This is a genomic window from Bacillus sp. V3B (assembly GCF_024494465.1).
Lineage (GTDB): Bacteria > Bacillota > Bacilli > Bacillales > Cytobacillaceae > Bacillus_BD.
The window spans coordinates 128,352-149,786 of the sequence record NZ_JAETXM010000001.1 but is presented as its reverse complement, the minus strand read 5'-3'; the positions used below and the strand labels follow the sequence as shown (position 1 = coordinate 149,786).

16 protein-coding genes and 1 other annotated feature are annotated in these 21,435 nt (G+C 36.6%); of the genes, 1 reads left to right on the top strand and 15 read right to left on the bottom strand.

Annotated features, from left to right (window positions below; translation table 11 throughout):
* Positions 1-8 precede the first annotated feature (8 nt).
* Both JMM81_RS00730 and hemA read right to left on the bottom strand, forming a co-directional pair.
* The gene (locus tag JMM81_RS00730; protein WP_256239593.1) at positions 9-839 is read right to left on the bottom strand and encodes a cytochrome C assembly family protein; all 831 of its coding nucleotides are present in this window, start codon (positions 837-839) and stop codon (positions 9-11) included.
* 15 nt (positions 840-854) lie between these two features.
* Positions 855-2,201 carry a glutamyl-tRNA reductase gene (gene hemA, locus JMM81_RS00725; RefSeq protein ID WP_256239592.1) on the bottom strand — a complete coding sequence of 449 codons (1,347 nt, stop codon included), beginning with the start codon at positions 2,199-2,201 and terminating at the stop codon, positions 855-857.
* Between the two features lie 286 nt (positions 2,202-2,487).
* On the opposite strand from hemA, the gene JMM81_RS00720 reads away from it, so the two are divergent.
* Positions 2,488-2,973, top strand: coding sequence for a LiaI-LiaF-like domain-containing protein (locus tag JMM81_RS00720; RefSeq protein ID WP_256239591.1), 486 nt, complete (start codon positions 2,488-2,490; stop codon positions 2,971-2,973).
* Between the two features lie 106 nt (positions 2,974-3,079).
* Here JMM81_RS00720 and yihA read toward each other — a convergent pair whose 3' ends face one another.
* From yihA to ilvB, 13 genes are all read right to left on the bottom strand, one after another.
* Positions 3,080-3,664 carry a ribosome biogenesis GTP-binding protein YihA/YsxC gene (yihA, locus tag JMM81_RS00715; protein WP_256239590.1) on the bottom strand — a complete coding sequence of 195 codons (585 nt, stop codon included), beginning with the start codon at positions 3,662-3,664 and terminating at the stop codon, positions 3,080-3,082.
* Positions 3,661-5,988, bottom strand: coding sequence for an endopeptidase La (gene lon / locus JMM81_RS00710; RefSeq protein ID WP_256239589.1), 2,328 nt, complete (start codon positions 5,986-5,988; stop codon positions 3,661-3,663). Before lon ends, yihA begins: the two co-directional genes overlap by 4 nt.
* A 313-nt stretch (positions 5,989-6,301) precedes the next feature.
* Positions 6,302-7,969: an ATP-dependent protease LonB gene (gene lonB / locus JMM81_RS00705; RefSeq protein ID WP_256239588.1), complete on the bottom strand. Its 1,668-nt coding sequence runs from the start codon at positions 7,967-7,969 to the stop codon at positions 6,302-6,304.
* A 213-nt stretch (positions 7,970-8,182) separates the two neighbouring features.
* Positions 8,183-9,448, bottom strand: coding sequence for an ATP-dependent protease ATP-binding subunit ClpX (gene clpX / locus JMM81_RS00700; protein WP_256239587.1), 1,266 nt, complete (start codon positions 9,446-9,448; stop codon positions 8,183-8,185).
* Between the two features lie 412 nt (positions 9,449-9,860).
* Complete coding sequence (gene tig / locus JMM81_RS00695) at positions 9,861-11,156, bottom strand: trigger factor (protein ID WP_256239586.1); 1,296 nt, start codon at positions 11,154-11,156, stop codon at positions 9,861-9,863.
* Between the two features lie 154 nt (positions 11,157-11,310).
* Positions 11,311-12,339: a tetratricopeptide repeat protein gene (locus JMM81_RS00690; RefSeq protein ID WP_256239585.1), complete on the bottom strand. Its 1,029-nt coding sequence runs from the start codon at positions 12,337-12,339 to the stop codon at positions 11,311-11,313.
* A 116-nt stretch (positions 12,340-12,455) separates the two neighbouring features.
* A complete protein-coding gene (leuD, locus tag JMM81_RS00685) occupies positions 12,456-13,049 on the bottom strand; it encodes a 3-isopropylmalate dehydratase small subunit (protein ID WP_256239584.1) in 594 nt (197 codons plus the stop codon).
* Between the two features lie 14 nt (positions 13,050-13,063).
* Complete coding sequence (gene leuC / locus JMM81_RS00680; protein WP_256240280.1) at positions 13,064-14,467, bottom strand: 3-isopropylmalate dehydratase large subunit; 1,404 nt, start codon at positions 14,465-14,467, stop codon at positions 13,064-13,066.
* 121 nt (positions 14,468-14,588) lie between these two features.
* Entirely contained in the window at positions 14,589-15,665 is a 1,077-nt protein-coding gene (leuB, locus tag JMM81_RS00675; protein WP_256239583.1) for a 3-isopropylmalate dehydrogenase, read from the bottom strand.
* Positions 15,666-15,899: 234 nt separating this feature from the next.
* Positions 15,900-17,441 carry a 2-isopropylmalate synthase gene (locus JMM81_RS00670; protein ID WP_256239582.1) on the bottom strand — a complete coding sequence of 514 codons (1,542 nt, stop codon included), beginning with the start codon at positions 17,439-17,441 and terminating at the stop codon, positions 15,900-15,902.
* The gene (gene ilvC / locus JMM81_RS00665; protein ID WP_256239581.1) at positions 17,428-18,450 is read right to left on the bottom strand and encodes a ketol-acid reductoisomerase; all 1,023 of its coding nucleotides are present in this window, start codon (positions 18,448-18,450) and stop codon (positions 17,428-17,430) included. The genes JMM81_RS00670 and ilvC overlap by 14 nt, the downstream gene beginning before the upstream one ends.
* A 153-nt stretch (positions 18,451-18,603) precedes the next feature.
* A complete protein-coding gene (gene ilvN, locus JMM81_RS00660) occupies positions 18,604-19,119 on the bottom strand; it encodes an acetolactate synthase small subunit (RefSeq protein WP_256240279.1) in 516 nt (171 codons plus the stop codon).
* The gene (gene ilvB / locus JMM81_RS00655) at positions 19,119-20,846 is read right to left on the bottom strand and encodes an acetolactate synthase large subunit (RefSeq protein WP_256239580.1); all 1,728 of its coding nucleotides are present in this window, start codon (positions 20,844-20,846) and stop codon (positions 19,119-19,121) included. Before ilvB ends, ilvN begins: the two co-directional genes overlap by 1 nt.
* A 72-nt stretch (positions 20,847-20,918) precedes the next feature.
* Positions 20,919-21,175: a binding site (T-box leader), on the bottom strand.
* Between the last annotated feature and the right edge of the window lie 260 nt (positions 21,176-21,435).

Genomic DNA, 21,435 nt, shown 5'->3' with positions numbered 1-21,435 from the left:
CTCCTAGTTTATAACCAAATATGGAAGGATGAAATATTCCCAATTAAGAAAAAGTTTATTAATAGAATGAGAAATGCCGCTATATTCCACAGTGCTAGTGTCTTTCCGGCTAATCCTCTTCTAAGACGTAAATATAAATAAACACAATAAACAGCTAGTACAAAGACTGAACCAATGACTTTCGGATCAAGCCATGAAATATTCGGCAATTTAAGATACGCCCACTGCGTTCCGAGGATAACCCCAATCAACAGCATGGGTACCCCAATTACAGTTAAGATATATGACATATGCTCAAGCTTTGATAGATCCGTAATTCGCCATAACCTTTTGCCCCACTTTTTCTGTTTGAGTAAATTATACTGTAATAAATATAAGAGTGAAAAAACAAACGCTAAGGAAAATGCACCATAAGACAATATAGCCACAGTAATGTGGATCAATAATAATTCTGACATGAGTTGCTGTGCTTTCACAGTTGATTCAAACTGTTCTGGGGCAAATGTATGTATAACCAAAAACATAAAGCCAATGACATTTGTAAAGAAAACGATAAAATCCACTCTTAACAAATAATTGACCACAAGTGAAAGAGTAATTAAGACCCACACATAAAAATAAAGACCTTCAAAAATTGTTAATACAGGAAACCGGCCTATGTGAATCATATAAGCATATAAAGATACCGATTGTAAAACCCATACAAACGAAAGTAACCAGAAGGCAGTACGGTTTGCCCTCCGGTTATGGTGAAGAAAATCAATAAAATATAACAATACGGATACAGCATATAAAACGACAGTCAATTCATGTAGCCTTGTCAGCAAGTTATCCACCATTAACAATACCCTCTTCTATGATTGAAAGGCAGGCTGTGATGAATGAACATATACCGTTTTTTGTTCGGCCGCTTTCACTTCTTGTTGCTCTGTAACAAGGCCCTCAATATTAAATATTTTCATAAACAACGCCAATGCTTCATCAGCATCTTTAGAACCAGCCAATTCTTTCGCCTGTAGTATTGGATCTTTTAGCATTTGATTGATAATGCTCTTTGTATGTTTATTTAATACTTTCATATCTCGTTCACTCAAATGTGAAAGTTTTCTTTCCAAACTCGACATCGTTTCTGCCTGAATCGTTAACGCTTTTTCACGAAGAGCCGAAATAACAGGTACAACACCAAGCATGTTTAACCATTGCTTAAATTCAACAATTTCAGCTTCAATCATTAATAGAATGGTTGAAGCCGCGTTTTTCCGTTCTTGTAAATTAGCTTCAACGATTCCTTCTAAATCATCAATATCGTAAAGAAAAACACTATCAAGTTTAGAAATCGCAGGGTCAAGGTCACGTGGTACCGCAATATCCACCATAACTAAAGGTTTACCCTTCCGCTTTTTCTCTATACTTTCAATCATCTTCTTTGTGATGACAAAATCCTTTGCTCCTGTCGAGCTAATTAAAATATCTGCATCTATAAGTGCTGCATTCAATTCATCCATTGATTGAGCTTTCCCATTAAAACGAGAAGCTAATGTTTCAGCCTTTTCATACGTACGATTGATGACAGTCACCTTCGTTGCTCCGCTACCGTGAAGGTTTTGGATTGCCAACTCTCCCATTTTTCCGGCACCTACGATGAGTACATGTTTGTTTTCAATCTTACCAAAAACTTTCTTGGCAAGTTCGACTGCAGCATAGCTTACTGATACCGCGTTTGCTCCAATATCCGTTTCTGAGTGGGCACGCTTTGCCAGTGTAATAGCTTGTTTGAAAAGCTGATTAAATACCGTACCAATTGTATTTTCTTCTTGAGCCAATAGAAAGCTTGAACGCACTTGTCCTAAAATTTGTGTTTCTCCAAGAACAAGAGAATTTAATCCACAAGATACGTTGAATAAATGTTCCATAGCCCCATCTTGCTCATATATAAATAAAAACGGCGAAAATTCCGATTGCTCTATTTGAAACCATTCTGATAAAAATTCTTTTATATAATATCGGCCTGTATGAAGCTGATCGACAACAGCATAGATTTCAGTACGATTACAGGTAGATAGAATAACATTTTCAAGAATACTTTTTTTATCTTTTAGCTTCTTCATCGCGTTTCCTAATTGCGATGGATCAAATGTCAAACGCTCACGGATTTCAACTGGCGCCGTTTTGTGATTAATCCCAACGACAATGATATGCATGTTATTTTTATCCCCCTTAAAAATAAGCATAAGTTCCTATAATAATTATAGCATATGTGATTTTTATTTTTTTACTAATATATGAACAATTATTGAAATCCTTTTCGTTTAACCCGTGATAAGAAAGTATCCATACGATAATTTCTACAAATTCATCTCCAATAATATGTTAAACTATTTAATGCAATAAAGCCTAATATACATGTTACGACATGTTTCTTTCTTATGTACAGTAACAAAAAAACAAACAATATTCAAGAATTCATTACTGGAAGGATTGAGTTTATTGAAAAATCTGCGTATTTTTCCTGGGATTATTTTAGTTGGATTTGGGATATTCTTTTTTGGACAACAGGCCAATATCTCGTTATTTGCCGAGTTTATGACATGGCCAACACTTTTAATGATTGTGGGAATTGCTTTTTTATGTCAGGGATATGGTGGAAAAGACTATGAATCTATTTTACCCGGTGTCATTTTAACTGGATTTGGCTTCCACTTTCATGTTGTGAATCGACTCTCAATCTGGCCTAATTCGATCGGTACGTTTATTCTGGTTATGGCTCTCGGCTTTTTGCTACGCTATCAAAAGGTCGGTAATGGCCTTTTTCAAGGAATTCTTTTTCTTGCTTTAGCCGGTCTTCTGCTTTTCTATGATCAAATTATGCGTTGGTTTGGACTTTTAGAAAACAATGTTGCATCTTTTGCAAAATTTTGGCCTGTTATACTTATTCTCATCGGTGTCTATTTATTATTTTTTAAAAGAAAATAGATAATTCACCCCCTCGAAAAATGGATAATTATGGATATATTAGCAAACTTTCGAATTCTAGATACAAAAAAGCGGAAACATGATATTTCCGCTTTTTTGTATCTACTTAGCCCATATAACTTTGAAGAACAGACCAAGCTTTTTCCTTTCCATAACCCGTCTCAGATGAAAAAAGGATGATTTGATCATTTGGATCAAGTTCTAACTTATCTTTCGTGATCTTTATATGCTTTTGCCATTTTGCTTTCGGAATTTTATCTGCTTTTGTATTAATGATGATGCAAGGTAGATCATAATGCTTTAAGAATTGGTACATCATGACATCATCGGCAGTCGGTGGATGGCGTAAATCAACAATCAAAAGCACTGCTTTTAGCTGCTCCCTATTTGTTAAATACGTCTCAATCATCCTACCCCATGCTGCACGCTCCGTTTTAGATACACGTGCATATCCATAGCCTGGTACATCTACAAAATGAAACTCCTCGTTAATTAAATAGAAATTTAAAGTTTGTGTTTTCCCCGGCTTTGAAGAAGTCCGAGCAAGATTTCTTCTATTCAACATCTTATTGATAAAAGAAGATTTCCCCACATTCGAGCGGCCAGCCAAGGCAAATTCTGGCATGGCTTCACTCGGATATTGTTCTGGCTTTACCGCACTTATGACGATATCGGCACTTTTGATTTTCATTCCTGTCCCTCGCTTTTTAATGCATGTTGCAACACTTCATCAACGTGGGAAACAAGAACAAATTCTAATTCTTCCCTAACGCTTTCTGGGATATCATCTAAATCCTTTTCATTTTCCTTCGGACAGATAATTGTTGTTAATCCAGCTCGATGTGCACTCAATGTTTTTTCTTTTAAACCACCAATTGGCAATACTCTTCCACGGAGCGTAATTTCTCCTGTCATTCCTACTTCTTTCCGAATCGGTGTTCCAGTCAAAGCAGAAACAAGAGCCGTTGCCATTGTAATCCCTGCAGAAGGACCATCTTTCGGTACTGCTCCTTCAGGTACGTGAATATGGATATCTTTTTTCTCATAGAATTCGGAGTCAATTCCAAGTTCCTCTGTCTTTGAACGCACATAACTAAATGCAGCTTGAGCCGATTCCTTCATGACATCGCCAAGCTTACCTGTTAAGACGAGCTTTCCTTTACCAGGCGATAAAGACACTTCAATTTGTAACGTATCACCGCCAACTGTTGTATACGCCAGACCTGTTGCTATACCAATTTGATCTTCCGTTTCTGCCTGTCCATAATGAAACCTTGTTTTACCAAGGAACTCTTCAACATTATGATCAGAAATAACGACTCGTTTCTTCTCACCAGATACAATAATTCTTGCTGTTTTCCGACAAATACCTGCTAATTGTCGCTCTAGTCCCCTTACGCCTGCTTCACGTGTATAAAAGCGAACAATTTGTTGTATCCCTTCATCACGAATTTGCAACTGTGCTTTTGTTAATCCATGTTCCCCAATTTGCTTTGGCAACAAATGATCTTTGGCAATATGAATCTTTTCCATTTCCGTATAGCCAGCGATCGAAATAATTTCCATCCGATCACGTAAAGGCCCTGGTATCGTTGATAAATCATTCGCTGTCGCAATAAACATCACTTTAGAAAGATCATAAGGTTCTTCAATATAATGATCACTAAAATTATGATTTTGCTCAGGATCAAGTACTTCTAACATGGCAGAAGAGGGATCCCCACGAAAATCACCTGACATTTTATCAATTTCATCTAAAAGAAAAACAGGATTGACTGTTCCCGCCTTTTTCATCCCTTGAATAATCCGACCAGGCATCGCACCTACATAGGTTCTTCGGTGACCACGAATTTCCGATTCATCACGAACCCCACCAAGAGAGATCCGGACAAAGTTTCGATTTAATGAAGTAGCAACCGAACGAGCAAGGCTGGTTTTCCCTACTCCTGGAGGACCTGCAAGACAAAGAATCGGACCCTTCAATGAATTTGTTAGCTTTTGCACCGCCAAGTATTCAATCACACGTTCTTTTACTTTTTCTAAACCATAATGATCCCGGTTTAGAATCCGCTCAGCTTTCACGATATTAATATCGTCTTTTGTTGCTTTTGTCCATGGAAGCGACAGGATCCAATCAATATAATTTCGAATAACAGCACTTTCAGCAGAGCTTGATGGAACCTTTTCATAACGGTCCAATTCTTTCAATGCCGTGAGTTTGACATGTTCTGGCATACCCGACTCTTCTATTTTTTCTGCCAGTTCACCTACTTCTCCTGACTTTCCATCTTTATCACCAAGTTCTTTTTGAATCGCCTTCATTTGTTCACGCAAATAATATTCTTTTTGCGTACGTTCCATCGATTTTTTAACTCGCTGTCCAATCTTCTTTTCTAAACTTAATACTTCTTTTTCATTATGGATGATTTCAATCACACGATTCATCCGATCTTTCACATCAACCAATTCTAAAATATCTTGTTTTTCCTTTAGTTTTAACGGTAAATGAGAGGCTATGATATCAGCCATTCGACCTGGTTCTTCAATATCACTAACAGATGAATAGGTCTCAGCAGATATTTTTTTGGAGACCTTTATGTATTGTTCAAAGTATTCAAGCATTTTTCTCATTAATGCTTGATCTTCGGCATCAATTGTTTCCTCGTCTTCATATGTGTTTAAACGAACTAAAAAGTAATCTGGCTCATCTATAAATTCACGTATTTCCGCCCTTTTTAATCCTTCAATTAACACACGAATCGTTCCATTCGGAAGCTTTAACATTTGCTTCACTTTCGTTAAGGTCCCCATGTGATATAAATCTTCCTCCAATGGTACATCTAGAGAAAGATCCTTTTGGGTTGTTAAGAAAATGAGATGGTCATCAACCATTGCTTTTTCAAGAGCTTGTACAGATTTATCTCGACCAACATCTAAATGTAGTACCATTGTTGGATAGACAAGCAAGCCACGAAGCGGCAGCAGGGGGACGATAATATCTTCATTATTCGTCATTACCTTGCACCTCCATATGCATATTTTCTATATATCACTAACATTTGCTTTTTCTCAATTTTATCTTATTTATACCAACGTGTCTAATTAGCAAGCTTTTTGGACCTGTTTGATTACTTAGAACAAGTTTTCACCACGTCATATTCTACATAATAAAGCTTCGATTTGCTCTTATTGCAACAAATCGAAGCTTTATTATGTTCCCAAAGCCACGGTTATTGCAAGTAGAATTTTCTAATATCCTACTGACGACCACTCTAATCCGAGAGTACGTTTATACTCATTCGTCCATCATTTTTATTATAGAAATGGATTAAATACTTTCCTTCTTTGATAAATCAATGGATGCAGTTAAAGCTTCACCAGACGTATAGTCTTTTATGAATACTAAGTCAAACACTTCATTTATATGACTAACTGGCACAATTTCTATATCGGTAATTTCATTTAAAATGGATTGCATATTTTCTTTCGGAATGATCACTTTTTTCACACCTGCTTTTTTAGCTGCCTTCACTTTTGGATACACTCCACCAACCGGTTTAACATTTCCATGAATACTAATTTCCCCGGTCATGGCCACTTTGTTATCAATCGGTAATTGATAAATAGCTGAGTATATGCCCGTTGCCATCGCAATTCCAGCAGATGGTCCATCAATCGGAACTCCTCCAGGAAAATTCACATGAATATCATAATCATCTGCCGCAACACCTAATGTTCTTAATACAGTAATGACATTCTCAGTTGAACCCTTTGCCATACTTTTACGGCGAATCGACTTGCTTCGGTCACCCATTGTTTCTTCTTCAACAATCCCCGTAATATTGATTGAGCCATTCCCTTTTGTCGGCATGACAGTGACTTCAATTTCAAGCAATGCACCTGTATTGGGTCCGTGAACTGCAAGTCCATTAACGAGACCAATCGCTGAATTAGCATTCACTTTTCGTTCCATTCTTGGACTAAGTTGACTTGAATGAACAACCCATTCTAAATCATCCTCTTTTATGTAAGAACGCTCTTCTGTAATGGCCAGCCCTGCAGATAGTTGAATTAAATTGACTGCTTCCCGTCCATTTCGCGCATAGGAAGATAGGATGGAAAGACCTTTCTCACTAATATCTAATTTCACCTTTTCAGCAGCTTTCCCCCCAATTACAGCAATTTCCTCTTGTGACAATTCTCGAAAAAATACCTCCATACAACGCGAACGGATGGCGGGTGGAATTTCATTTGGTGTTCTCGTTGTTGCACCAATAAGTCGAAAGTCTGCTGGTAGTCCATTTTTAAAAATATCATGGATATGAGTTGGAATTTGTGTATTTTCCTCATTATAGTAAGCACTTTCTAAAAATACTTTACGATCTTCCAGTACCTTTAATAGTTTATTCATTTGAATCGGATGCAATTCCCCTATTTCATCTATAAATAAAACACCACCATGAGCGTTTGTCACTGCCCCTTGCTTTGGCTGCGGGATTCCTGCTTGTCCCATTGCTCCTGCACCTTGATAAATCGGATCATGAACAGACCCAATTAATGGATCGGCTATCCCTCTTTCATCAAACCTTGCTGTTGTCGCATCAAGCTCAACAAACACCGAAGAAGGCTGAAAAGGGGATTTTTGATTTTTTTTTGCTTCTTCTAGAACAAGCCTAGCTGCTGCTGTTTTCCCTACCCCTGGAGGACCATAAATAATGACATGTTGTGGATTTGGACCGCATAATGCAGCTTTTAAGGACTTTATACCGTCTTCCTGCCCAACAATATCACGAAAGTCTGCCGGTCGAACCTTTTCAGATAATGGTTCACTTAAAGAAATATCTCGTAACTTTTTCAAGTGATCCATGTCCTTTTTCGATTCACGATCAATGGATACCTTTTGAGTACGCTGGTTCTTTAATAAATTCCAAAAATATAGACCAATCACAACTCCAAAAAATAATTGTATAAACAAGACAATACTCGTCCAACTCATTAAATTCCCTCCTGCAAATTAATACTAGTTGATATTATTGCTAGTATTTCCTTGACTAAGCAGGAATAAACAAACTTTCTACTGTGGAAAACAGAAAAGCCTAAGCGTCCTAGTCACAGATAGACACTCACAACTAAACAATTATCTGTCTTTAAAAAGTTATACTTTTCACTAAAAAATAGCCAAACCGCATGCGGTTTGGCTATTTTTTCATTAAGCAGATGTTTTTCTTTTTGCATCCTCAATCGTTCCATCTGTAAGGACCAGTCTTGGTTCCATCTTATTCGTAACCGTTTCACCTGTAATAATACACTTGGAAATATCATCCCTTGAAGGAAGATCATACATCACATCTAGCATGATGCCTTCAATAATGGATCGCAATCCACGTGCACCCGTTTTTCTTTCAATGGCCTGCTTAGCAATTTCACTCAAAGCCCCATCCTCAAACTCAAGTTCTACATCATCAAGTTCAAGCATTTTTTGATACTGCTTCACTAGTGCGTTTTTCGGCTTTGTTAGGATTTCAATTAATGCATCTTCATCAAGTTGTGAAAGACTAGCAATAATTGGTAAACGTCCAATAAACTCTGGAATAAGACCAAAACGCAATAAGTCTTCTGGTAAAACTTTAGATAGAAGATCTTTTTTCTCAACTTCTTGTTCTTTTAAGTCAGAGCCAAATCCAATGACTTTTTGACCAAGTCGACGTTTAATGATCGTTTCAATTCCATCAAACGCACCACCACAAATAAATAGGATATTCGTTGTATCGATTTGAATGAATTCTTGATGTGGATGCTTTCTGCCACCTTGTGGAGGAACACTTGCTACCGTTCCTTCAAGAATTTTCAGCAATGCTTGCTGTACACCTTCACCAGATACATCCCTTGTAATCGATGGATTTTCCGACTTACGAGCCACTTTATCGATTTCATCAATATAAATAATTCCTTTTTCAGCCTTTTCTACATCATAATCTGCCGCTTGAATAAGCTTAAGAAGAATATTTTCTACATCCTCTCCAACATATCCAGCTTCTGTTAGTGAAGTAGCATCAGCAATAGCAAATGGAACATTTAAAATACGAGCTAACGTTTGAGCAAGTAACGTTTTACCACTACCAGTCGGTCCGATCATAGCAATATTACTTTTCGCAAGCTCCACTTCATCAATTTTACTATTTGAATTAATTCGTTTGTAATGGTTATATACAGCCACTGACAATGATTTCTTTGCCTGATCTTGTCCAATTACATACTCATCCAGTATTTCACGAATCTCTGATGGCTTAGGTACATCTTTAAATTCAATTTCCTCTTCAGTTCCTAATTCTTCTTCGACAATTTCAGTGCAAAGTTCAATACATTCATCACAAATATAAACACCTGGCCCAGCAACTAATTTTCGAACTTGTTCCTGTGTTTTCCCACAGAAAGAGCACTTCAATTGTCCCTTTTCGTCATTAAATTTAAACAATCTTTTCACCCCTTAAATGAACTTTATCTAATCTATAACAAATGCGAATCACACGCAGTTAGTAAGATGTTAAAACTATGTATTGAATTGTAACACATTTTGTGAATATACAGGAAATAATAACTCTTACAAGAACCTGAGTTAATTAAAAAATTTATACTGCGTGTGATCCAGTTTTCATATATGTATTTTACTAGCATAACCATTAAATCAATAATGATCAAATTTAAATGCTTATATGTACTATTGATATTCCTGATATTCTCAAAATAAAACCTTTTATTACAAAATTACTTACTTTTATCTATTATATGTGATTTTACCATTATATAAAACAAGGTACGATCAAATCGCACCTTGTTTTTTTAATATTTTTCTTTTTTAACCTATTGAGCTTGGTTTTTTAAGAAAATTAAGCCTGTTTTTCAACTGTTTTACTGTTTTCAACTAAGAATTGAACTGTATTTCTAGCTTGGATATCAGATCTAATACTATCTAAATTTCCAAGTGCAGCTTTAATATTTTCAACTGTCATATTGTAAGTAGCAGCCATTTTTTCTAATTCTGCATCTACTTCTTCATCAGTTACTTCAATGTTTTCAGCTTTACCAATTGCTTCAAGTGTTAGACTACCTCGAACACGTTGATCTGCTTCTACTTTCATTTGATCACGTAATGCTTCTTCATTTTGACCAGAGAATTGGAAATAAAGTTCAAGGTTCATTCCTTGCATTTGTAAACGTTGTTCAAATTCTTGCAACATACGATCCACTTCATTGTCGATCATGATTGATGGTACATCAATTTCAGCGTTCGCAGTAGCTGCTGCAACAAGTGTATCTTGCGTATGATGCTCTCCTTGATGTTTTTTATCATGCTCTAGACGAGATTTGATTTTTTCTTTCAATGCGTCTAAAGTTTCTACTTCCTCATCTACATCTTTTGCAAATTCATCATCTAATTCAGGAAGCTCTTTTCCTTTGATTTCATGAAGAGTCACTTTGAATAAAGCAGGCTTTCCAGCTAATTCTGCAGCATGATATTCTTCTGGGAATGAAACTTCTACATCTTTAGATTCTCCTACTGCAAGACCTACTAATTGCTCTTCAAAACCTGGAATGAATTGACCTGAACCAAGTTCAAGAGAATAGTTTTCAGCCTTTCCACCTTCAAATGCTTCACCATCAACAAAGCCTTCAAAGTCCATTACTACTGTATCGCCATTTTCTGCTTGTCCTTCTTCTTTTACCACAAGCTCAGCTTGTTTCTCTTGAAGTCCTTTGATTTCGTTGTCAACGTCTTCATCTGTAACAGATGTATCAAATTCTTCAACTTCAAGACCTTTGTATTCTCCAAGTTTCACTTCAGGTTTTACAGTAACCTTTGCTGTGAAAATAAAAGATTTCCCTTTTTCAATTTGCTCTACATCAATTTCAGGACGATCAACAGGCTCAATTCCTGTTTCTTCGATTGCTGATGTATATGCTTCTGGAAGCATTAAATCAATCGCATCTTGATAAAGTGATTCAACACCAAAACGTTGTTCAAACAACGGACGAGGCATTTTCCCTTTACGGAAACCTGGTACATTTATTTGCTTAACTACTTTTTTGTAAGCAGAATCTAAGCTTTCGCTAACCGTTTCTGCATCTACTTCAACTGTAAGAACCCCTTGGTTCCCTTCTAACTTCTCAAACTTTGCAGACATACTATATTTCCCTCCAGCAATCTATTTCATTTACATTCACTAACGAAATGATATGAATATGATTGATCTTATAATCATATTCTAATTGTAATACATTTTTTCACAAAGCGACCACTACATTATAACACACGTTGTCACCGTTTCAACAGACAAGCTACAGATTACGATAAGAAATTTCTTCAATCATTCTAATAAATGAATCTGCCTTATTCATATCCGCTTCTACCACTTGATATTCTCCTAGTAATTCACTCTTAGTATGAGTATTTCCAAAATATTCATTTCCTAATGCATGAAATGCAGCTGCCCATGCTGATATAGCTAAAGAGTCTAAAGGAAACGGATAGATGAAGAAAAACTGTCTTTCCACTAATGATTTAATATTTCCGTAAAGAACAGGATCCTCGTGTTCAAGCTTCTCTCCAATCACTTCTATAATCCTCATTAATTGAGGATCTTTGGTTACAGGGTGAAGCTGTTCTGGAATAATGGTTATTTCCTTACCAAATTTTTGAATTTCGATCGGTTTATGATGTTGATGTTCCTTCAAAACATTTAATATCAATGTTTTAAAAAACGGGTCTCCCTCTTTAGATTGCAGATATTCCGCCATTTCCTCAAGATATGGTTGAATATTGAGGTGGTTAAGATCGGCTGCCAATACCATTTGCGCTTGAGGATCTTGATAGTCAAAAAGATTAAGCTCCTGCCCTGTCCACTCAGCAATCGTTGTTTTCTTCATTTCCATTTCCATTTGATTGTCAATCATTTTCTGACTAAATTGGAGCAACCTCTGAAAATGTTCAAGCTTTTCTTCAGGAATATTACTTTCACTTAATAATTCCTCAATTATGGCCACAACTTCACTATACTTATGTGTCTGTACAAGAAGCATAATATAGATGTTCATCGTTTCAAAATCATTTCCAATGCCATCTTGTATCATTTCTTTTGCTAAATTCATAGCATGTTCGACCATTCCAGCATCAAAATAAGCAAGTAACAGACCTACATGACTATCGTTATTCATAGGCTCTAAGTCAATTGCCGATTCTAATAGAGGAATCGCTTCATCATAATTCTTTCGATGCAAATTTTCCAAACCTTTTTCCAACAGCCTTTTTTCTAAACCAGGAAAATAAATAATATTATCATCTTTTTTTAACGGTTTTCCATTATCCATACTTATCCGCCTTATGTATTCATTGAGCTAAGTGTAGCATAAGAAAAAAAGCAAAGTAAACTTTTTATCGGTAAAAGGAAAAAAAACCACAGAATAGACTGTGGCTTTTTATATGTTTACTTTACAGATGCTTTCTCTTGTTCATATTTGGAAATGGCCTCATCAAGTTGAAGAGTAATCTCAATTTCATCCCAACCATTAACAAGCATTTTTTTCCAATAATCACTGATAGGAAATGATGCTTTGAAGCCTTGACTATCTGAAACAATCTCTTCTTCAATATTAACGGTCAACTCATACGGTTGTTTTTTTGCAGCACTAAGCAAGTATTCCACTTTTTCCTTTTCAAGCCTGATCGGTACGATACCATTTTTTAAACAGTTTTGATAAAAAATGTCTGCAAAAGAAGGAGCAATAACAACCTTAAATCCGTAATCTAGTAATGCCCATGGAGCATGCTCACGAGATGAACCACAACCAAAGTTTTCATTAGCTACTAAGATCGATGCACCTTGATTTTCAGGTTGATTCAATTCAAATTCAGGATTTAGCTTATCATCTTCAAGGTAACGCCATCCGTAAAATAAAAATTGTCCAAACCCTGTTTTTTCAATACGTTTTAAAAATTGTTTTGGAATAATTTGATCTGTATCTACGTTCACCCGATCAAGGGCAACCGTTTTTCCTGTTAGTGTTGTAAAACCACTCATGTTGATTTCCCCCCTTATTGAACTACTTTTGAACTTTTTCGTAGGTCCGCAAATCTACCATATATAGCCGCATTTGCCGCCATTGCTGGGCTGACTAAATGAGTTCTTGATCCTGTTCCTTGTCTGCCTTCAAAATTACGATTGGATGTAGATGCACAATGTTCACCAGCAGGTACAACATCATTGTTCATACTTAAACACATACTACAGCCAGCATCTCGCCATTCAAAGCCTGCATCCGTAAAGATTTTATCTAATCCTTCTTGCTCTGCTTGTTTTTTCACTTGTTGTGAACCTGGTACGACTAGTGCACGAACAGATGCTGCAACGGTTTTCCCTTTCGCCACTTCTGCCGCAGCACGTAAGTCTTCAATTCGAGAATTTGTACAAGAACCGATGAAAACATGTTGAATCGCAATGTCTTCAATCGCTTGTCCTTCTTCTAATCCCATGTATTGAAGGGCACTTGCTAAAGCTTTACGATCTGAATCTGTTGCACAATCCTCTAAAGTAGGAATACTTTCACTCACTTTAGATGTCATAGAAGGATTCGTTCCCCAACTAACCATTGGTTCGATATCACTTCCATCAATTTCAATAACCGTATCATAAACGGCATCCTCATCAGATGTAAGTTCTTTCCATTCTTGGACAGCTTGTTCGAAATTCTCTGGCGCGTATTTCTTCCCTTTTACATAAGAGAAAGTGGTTTCATCTGGTGCAATAAGTCCTGCTTTTGCGCCACCTTCAATTGACATGTTACAGATGGTCATTCGCTCTTCCATTGACATATTCCGAATTACTTCTCCACAAAACTCAATCACATGCCCTGTTCCAAAATTAATTCCATATTTAGAAAGAACATAAAGGATGACGTCTTTAGACGTTACTCCTTCTGATAATTGCCCATTAATTTCTAACTTTAATGATTTAGGCTTTGATTGCCAAAGCGTTTGTGTCGCCAAAACGTGTTCAACTTCACTTGTTCCAATTCCAAATGCAAGGGCACCAAATGCACCATGTGTTGATGTATGGCTGTCACCACAAACAATTGTTTTTCCTGGCTGGGTTAATCCAAGTTCAGGACCGATAACATGAACAATTCCTTGTTCTGGGCTTTCAAGACCAGCTAAAGGTACATTAAACTCTTGGCAATTTTTCTCTAATGTCGTCATTTGATTTAAAGCTACTTTATCATTAATAACAAAACGATTTTTCGTTGGAACATTATGATCCATTGTTGCAAATGTTTTGTCAGGTCGTCTTACCTTCCTGTTCTTCATTCTAAGACCTGAAAAGGCTTGTGGTGATGTGACTTCATGAACTAAATGTAAATCGATATATAGTAAATCTGGCTTACCCTCTTCTTGATGAACGATATGCTTGTCCCAGACTTTATCGATAATTGACTTTCCCATCATAATCCCCCCTCAAGTTGATTGCTCTGTTTTAATTATTTTCATTTTTCTTGTGTCATGATGAATACTATTATCATAGAGTAATAAATCCATTATGACAATTTATAATTTTTAGCAATTTTTATTTTCCTAATATACTTTTCACTTCTTGAATCATTTCAGTTGTAGATACTTGTGTTTTTCCTTCTGCCATTAAATCACCTGTCCGATAGCCTGCATCAAGTACATCATTCACTGCTTTTTCAATGGCAGCTGCCTCTTCTTCTAAGCCAAATGAAACCCTGATCATCATAGCTGCAGAAAGAATAGTTGCTAAAGGATTGGCAATGTTTTTACCAGCGATATCTGGAGCAGAACCATGAATTGGCTCATAGAGGTAAGGACCTTCTTCTGAAATACTTGCAGATGGTAGCATACCTAGGGAACCAGTTAATACAGAAGCTTCGTCACTAAGAATGTCACCAAACATATTTTCTGTCACAACAACATCAAATTGCTTAGGGTTACGAACTAATTGCATCGCACCATTATCAACAAGCATATGTTCAAGCGTCACATCTGGATAGTCTTTGCTTATTTCCACTGCAACTTCTCTCCACATACGGCTTGATTCCAAAACATTCGCTTTATCTACAGAAGTCACTTTTTTCTTTCTTGTTTTCGCTAATTCAAAAGCTTGTCTAATAACACGAGCAATTTCTTCTCTTTCGTAATAAAGTGTATCGACAACTGCTTCTTTACCATTTACTTCTCTTCGTTCACTCGGCTTGCCAAAATAAATTCCACCTGTTAACTCTCTTACCATTAGCATATCAACACCTTCGATAATTTCTTTTCGAAGCGGTGATGAGTCCGCCAAGCTTTGATAATATGTAGTTGGACGTAAATTAGCAAATAGTTTTAATTCTTTACGTATTTTTAGTAATCCTTGCTCAGGGCGAAGATGAACCGGTAAAGTTTCCCATTTTGGACCACCGACAGCTCCTAGAAGAATAGCATCACTTGCTTTGCAAAGACTGGTGGTTTCATCTGGTAATGGTACTCCAGTAGCATCAATTGCAGATCCACCAATTTCTCCAAATGTAAATGAAAATTGGTGATTATAACGTTCACCTACCGCCTCTAAAATTTCAATAGCACCTTGAACGACTTCTTTGCCAATACCATCTCCTGGCAATACTGCAATTCGTTTCTCCATGTCTAATCCCTCCATCGTTTTCCATGTCAAATTTTTCAGATAACTCAACAAAGCGCAAGGCGCCTGGAGCTAGAGCACTATACTTTCTTATCTTTTAAGAAAAGCATAAGGCGCTACCTAAAAGGAACGCCATTATTTAAAACAAGGCTGACTCTAAAGAATTTGACTGCTACATCATTGGAATCTTGTAGCTTTTGTCATCTTCATTTTTGAGTCAGCCTTTCCTATTCTTTTTTACTTTACTAACTCTGATTCAGAAGATTCTTTCATATAAAGAAACCTATTAATCGCATTCAAATACGCTTTGGCAGATGCTTCTAGCACATCTTGAGCGAGTCCACGTCCACTTGTTTCGATTCCGACACATTCCAGTTTGACGAAAACTTGAGCAAGTGCGTCTCTACCGGCACCTACTGACTGAATACGATAATCTAAAAGGTTCACTGTTTCATGAACACTTTTTTCAAGGGTATTGTATAGTGCTTCAACACTACCCTTTCCTGTTCCTATTTCTTTAATGATTTCATTATTACGTCCAGAAAGAGTAACCGTTGCCGTGTGTTCCTGATCCTCTCCACCTTGGACTTGTAAACTAACCAATTCGTAATATTGATCTTCTTTTGACATCTTATTTTCTAATACAATCGAAACTAGATCATCATCAGTCATTTCTTTTTTCTTATCAGCTAAGTCTTTAAAAGTAGCAAACAATTCGCCGACTTCTTCATCTGCCACTACTAACCCAAGTTCATCTAAACGATTTTTAAACGCATGACGTCCTGAATGCTTCCCTAGCACTAAAGAATTAGAATTAAGACCAACTAATTCAGGAGAGATGATCTCGTATGTTGATTTTTCCTTCAAAACTCCGTCTTGATGGATACCAGATTCATGAGCAAAGGCATTTTTCCCGACAACTGCTTTGTTAGCTGGAACAATCATTCCTGTTAGCTTACTAACGATGCTGCTTGTTCTGCTAATTTCCTGCAAATTAAGACGAGTACCTTTATTGTTGTAGTAATCCCCTCTAATGTAAAGAGCAATTGCGACTTCTTCTAATGCTGTATTACCAGCTCTCTCACCAATACCATTAATGGTACCTTCTACTTGAGTAGCACCATGTTCTACAGCTGCAAGTGAGTTAGCAACAGCCATTCCTAAGTCATCATGACAATGTGTAGAAAGATCTACTTTATTAATAGAAGGAACATTTTCTTTTAAATATTTAAAAATCTGTCCATACTCAAGCGGTGTTCCATACCCAACTGTATCTGGAATGTTGATGACATTTGCACCTGCTTGAATGACTTGTTCTACAATTTCTGCTAAAAATGGTAATTCTGTTCTACTTGCGTCTTCAGCAGACCATTGAACAACTGGAAATTTAGCAGCAGCGTATTTGACCGCTGCTACTGCACTTTCAACAACCTGTTCTTTTGACATTTTCAGCTTATGTTCACGGTGAATCGGAGAAGTAGCAAGGAAGACATGGATTCTTGGTTCAACTCCATCTTTTAAAGCATCCCAAGCAATGTCAATATCCTTTTGTAAACAACGAGCTAATCCTGTAACCGTACTATTTTTAATCGTTTGAGCAATTTTTTGAACAGATAAAAAATCACCTTTTGAGGCTGCAGGAAATCCAGCCTCAATAATATCAACATTTAAACGTTCAAGTTGTTTCGCAATTTCAAGTTTTTCTGACAAATTAAGATTTACACCTGGTGTCTGTTCCCCATCTCTAAGTGTCGTATCATAAATCTTAATTTTTTGCACTACCCACCACTTCTTTCTTACGAGCGTCGTTCACAAATGGCATCATCTCTCTTAGTTCACGACCAACTTTTTCGATTTGATGTTCATTTTCATTTGCATCGATCGCATTGAACATTGGTCTGTTAGCTTGGTTTTCTAAAATCCAACCTTTAGCAAATGTACCGTTTTGGATATCTGTTAATACGTCTTTCATTTTTGCTTTAGCTGACTCGTCTACTACACGTGGTCCGCTGACAAAGTCACCCCATTTAGCAGTGTCAGAGATAGAGTAGCGCATGTTAGACATGCCTCCTTCATAAATTAAGTCCACAATTAATTTCATTTCATGTAGACATTCGAAGTAAGCAACTTCTGGTTGATAACCAGCTTCTACAAGTGTTTCAAATCCAGATTTAATAAGAGAAGTTAATCCTCCACATAGAACCGCTTGCTCACCGAAAAGATCTGTTTCTGTTTCTTCTTTGAAAGTCGTTTCAAGTCCACCTGCACGTAAAGAACCAATTGCACTTGCATAAGCTAGAGCTAACTCTTTCGCATTTCCTGAAACATCTTGATAGATAGCAAAGATTGCTGGTACGCCTGCACCTTCTGTATATGTTCTTCTTACTAAGTGTCCTGGACCTTTAGGTGCTACTAATAGAACATCACATTCTGCAGGTGGTACGATTTGGCTAAAGTGAATATTGAAGCCATGAGCGAACATTAAAGCTTGGTTTGTTAAGTTTGGTTCGATTTCTTCTTTGTAAACTTTTGCTTGTTGTTCGTCAGGTAATAGAATCATAACTACATCTGCTTTAGATGTTGCTTCACTAACTGAGTATACTTCAAATCCAGCTTCAACTGCTCTATTCCATGAGTTTCCTTGACGAAGACCGATGATTACATTTACTCCGCTTTCTTTCATGTTTAAAGAATGGGCATGACCTTGTGAACCATATCCAATTACTGCTACTGTCTTTCCTTTTAAATATTCTAGATTTGCATCTCCGTTGTAGTACATTTTTGCCATTGTTAAAACTCCTTCTCAAAATAAATTTTATTATTATTGTTTTGTTCACTGCTAACTTTATTCTACTAAATTTATTATAAAATCCTGTGTTCGGCGATAGATCGTTTTATCTATCACATCACAACAGGCATATTACCAAATGATCCATAAAACTTATACAATCGAAACTTTTTGTGAATTGGCTTGTAATTGCATTCCTCTTGGGAAAGCAGTTGTTCCTGTTCTTGCAAGCTCTTTAATTCCATACGGTTTGATGAGTTCGATAAAGGCTTCAATTTTTTCAGATTCGCCTGTAATTTGAATTACAATACTTTCTTTACTTACATCAACTACAGAAGCACGAAATGGTTCAATGAGTGAATAAATCTCATTTCTCGTATTCGGTAACGTTTGAACTTTAATTAATGCAAGCTCTCTTGAAACAATGGCTTGATCTGTAATATCTGTCACCTTTAACACGTCAATTTGTTTATTTAACTGTTTTGTAATCTGTTCAGTAATACTTTGGTTTTCTACCTGAACGACACAAGTGATTCTTGAAACTCCTTCATTTTCAGAAAGACCAACTGAAATGCTTTCAATGTTGTAATTTCTTTTTGAAAATAAGTTCGTGATACGGTTTAGCACTCCTGGTCGATTAAGAACGGTTAAACTGATAATCCTTTTAATCACGGCTTAACACCTTCCATTTCATGTAATCCTTTTCCTGGTGCAATCATTGGATAAACCAGTTCACTCGGATCAATTCTAAAATCTAAAAGGACAGGTTCATCATTGTTTAATACTTCATTCAAAATTGTTTCCGCTTCTTCATTTGTATCAACCCGATAACCTTTTATCCCATATGCATCAGCTAATTTCACAAAATCCGGTTGATTAGGGATTTGACTATGTGCATAACGCTTATCATAGAAAAGCTCCTGCCATTGTCTAACCATTCCTAAAGCCATATTGTTTAGAATAACCATTTTAATTGGTAAATTATGCTCTCTGATAACCTGTAATTCTTGTGAGCACATTTGGAAACCACCATCACCAGATACCATAACGACTGTAGTATCCGGAGCAGCAATTTGGGCTCCAATACTTGCTGGAAGACCAAATCCCATTGTACCTAATCCACCAGATGTTACCCATTTATCAGATTTTTTAAATGGATAATATTGAGCAGCCCACATTTGATGTTGTCCAACATCAGTTACAACAATCGCTTCACCGTTCGTTTTGGCATGTATCATTTCTAATACTTTTTGTGGTTTTAAATTTTCTTGATCTTCTTGGTTGTAATGGTACGGATATTCTTTTTTCCAGTTATTGATTTTTTCAACCCACTCCGCATGTGCAGGTGGTTTTCCATCTTGCTGAATCATTTGTTTTAAAGCTTCTTTTGCATCAGCAACGACTGGGATTTTTGTTGGAATATTTTTTCCAATTTCAGCAGGATCAATATCAATATGAGCTACTAGAGCATTAGGAGCAAAATGTTCTAAATTTCCAGTTAAACGATCATCAAAACGAGCTCCAATATTTAGTAATAAATCACATTCATACATTGCACTGTTTGCAGCGTAACATCCATGCATGCCACCAAATCCAATATACAATTCATGATCTGCTGGGAATCCACCTAAACCAAGAAGCGTGTGAATAACTGGAATGTGTTGTTGTTCAGCATATGCTTTTAATTCATCCATCGCCTTAGCATGTAAAACCCCTGCACCAGCTAAAATAACCGGTTTTTTCGCACTACTTACTGCCTCTGTTAATTTTCTGATTTGCAAATAATTAGGTTGTAAAGTAGGTTGGTATCCCGGTAAATCAATTTCTACTTCTTCGTTGACTTCAACCACCGCACTAGCTATGTCCTTTGGAAAATCGATAAGTACGGGTCCAGGACGTCCAGTGGTAGCAATATAAAAGGCTTCTTTTATGATGCGAGGAATATCTTGAATGTTGCGCACTTGAAAATTATGTTTGGTAATTGGAGTCGTAATTCCAAGTATGTCTGCTTCTTGGAAAGCGTCTGATCCAATCACACTTGTTGCTACTTGACCAGTAAAGACTACTAATGGTAAAGAATCCATCATCGCATCCGCAATTCCTGTAACGATATTAGTTGCTCCTGGTCCTGATGTTGCAATGACAACTCCCGGCTTACCAGAAATCCTTGCATAACCTTCAGCTGCATGAATTCCACCTTGTTCATGACGTGGTAAAATGTGGAGAATCTTCGAATCGTAAATCTTATCATAGATTGGTAAAACTGCTCCACCAGGATATCCAAAGATAACTTCCACCTTTTCTTTATCCAACGCGTTTATCAATAGTTCAGCCCCACTAATCTTATGATTATCAGCCTTTATCTCGTTAAAGGCAGTATCCGTATTCTGCAACATTTGGAATATACCTCCTTTTTCTGATAAAAAATATAAAAAGCCCCTTCATTCCCTATACGCCAAATAAATTGACTAAGGGATGAAAAGGCTTTGGAAACCTACTCCACGGTACCACCCTTGTTTACGCAACATGCGTACACTTGTGAACAACCACTGTCGTTCTCTTTAATAACGAGTGCTTTGCACCCGGCCTCCCCTACTTAATATATATTGTTCAGGTCAGCATTCAGAGGTGAGTTCATCTTATACGAGATTCACCGGTTCTCAGCTATTCCGGCTCTCTGTAAAATCCTACGTATAAAATTACTTATCCTCTTCAACATGTTCAGCTATATTCTTATTATTAATAATATATCCTATTAAAGAAACAAAATGAATCAAATTTTCAAAAAAAGATTGAATTTTAATAAAATACACTTTTCTTTCACACTGTTATTAATATTCTTTAACCCTTTTGTTGAAATAATCTTACGCTGATTTCACGATTGAGTCAATACCCATTCTAAGAATAATTACATAATTGGGTTTTATTAAACTGTTGTACCCGCTTACAGTATTAGTGTATGAATGTTTATAATAAATATTTTTT